The sequence below is a fragment of the Succinivibrio sp. genome (assembly GCF_045124615.1).
In the GTDB taxonomy this organism is placed as follows: Bacteria; Pseudomonadota; Gammaproteobacteria; order Enterobacterales; family Succinivibrionaceae; genus Succinivibrio; species Succinivibrio faecicola.
Genome location: NZ_JBGVMC010000363.1, coordinates 1 through 1517, shown reverse-complemented (window position 1 = coordinate 1517; position 1517 = coordinate 1). Strand labels below are relative to the sequence as shown.

Genomic DNA, 1517 nt, shown 5'->3' with positions numbered 1-1517 from the left:
GAATCATCAAGTAATAATTCATCTGCATAGTTCCCTGCAGTGCCCTGCTCATACGCCTTTTTAAGTCCTGTTAATCTGCCGTTGCCTGCAATCGCTCTGGTAATGTTCGGATCATCACTGTAAAACTTTTCGTTTTCAGCTCCGTTAATGTTGTGTGATGTTTCGACTGCATCCGCATCAATCACGGCATACTGTACTTTATAGCGTGTTCCGTCACTGGCAACCGCAGTAGTTACCTTTCCAAGTTGTTCCTGTGGGATAGTTCCATAAGCAATTACAGGAGCACCATCAGATAATGAGCTGTTATTTGATAAGCGCATATAATCAGGATCTTTTGCAATCTCTCTGATCTGTGTCTGTGAGATCTGAGAAGTGCGATCACGGTTCTGAATAATTACACTCTTATCAACTTTTTCAGGTAAAGAATAGTCCATTTGATTATTCTTTTGACGTTGCTCTAATAGCTGTTCTCTGCGTGACTTAGGCTTGTTCTGTTCTGCCTTTTGAGCGTTTTTATTTGCCTTTGTAATATGCTTGCCGTTGAATTTACCGCCCATGCCTCCAAGTATTTGACCTGTTTCACCGTCAATTAGAGCGTGTCTGCCTCTTGCATTTTCACCATTAGGCTTAACAGTGATCCACTTTGCTTCATCCTGAGTGAGTTTAGATCTCGCTCTTGCCATGCCTTGACCAAACGCCATGCCTAACTTAAATGCTATTCCTGCCCTTTGTGCAATCTGTTTATCCATTTTTTTACCGCCTTAACGCTGAATAATAAAACGCCGTCCTCTAAGTAACTTTAAATTATTTGCATGGATCTGCATAGGAGGCTTAACATCTGCTAGCGCATAACGCAGGGCATCCTGCAAATGAGAAAATTCATGCTCTGGTTCATTTGTGGTTTTACCGTTGCGATCTTTTTTCCAGATATAATTTGTAATTTCGTGATAGTAGTTTTCACATTCAGGATGAATAATGATTTTGTAATTCTGAATTTTTTGAATACCATAACGCACGGAATCAACACCTTTTGAACACGCTACGGCATTTATACCGAGCTTTTTTAATTCTTCAATTGATTTTGGTTCGGCACTGTCACAATAGATTTTTTCACGCTTTAACCCAATTCTTTTTATTGCCTTTGCTATTTCGTTGTTGGTAACATTGCTCTGATACCACTCACAGAATATAAAAAGCTCTTTTGTTTCTTCGCTGATCACAACTCCAATAAAAGCCGTTGGATCGGTAAAACCAAAATCTAAACCGTATGATATTTTGTTGCTTGCTTTTCTGATACTTTCTAGGCGGTAATCAAATTCTCTAACCTCAAAATTGTTATAGATTAATCCATCACTTACACCCCACTCGCCTAAACCCTCGATCTTATAACGTCTTGGATTGTTACGCTCCATTTCCTCAAAGGTGAATAGATCCTCTTTGGTTAACCACTCATTACATTTATAATTTGTTGTCAGAGTAAAAATCTGCGGTGATTTCACATCAAAGAAACGGCTTTT

At 39.1% G+C, this 1517-nt stretch carries 2 protein-coding genes; both read right to left on the bottom strand.

Going from position 1 to position 1517, the window contains the following annotated elements; translation table 11 throughout:
- On the bottom strand, positions 1–749 hold a 749-nt coding region (locus ACJML3_RS09635; RefSeq protein WP_406022737.1), incomplete at its 3' end, for a hypothetical protein.
- Between the two features lie 12 nt (positions 750–761).
- The coding region (locus ACJML3_RS09630) for a PBSX family phage terminase large subunit (protein WP_406022735.1) at positions 762–1517 on the bottom strand (756 nt) is incomplete at its 5' end.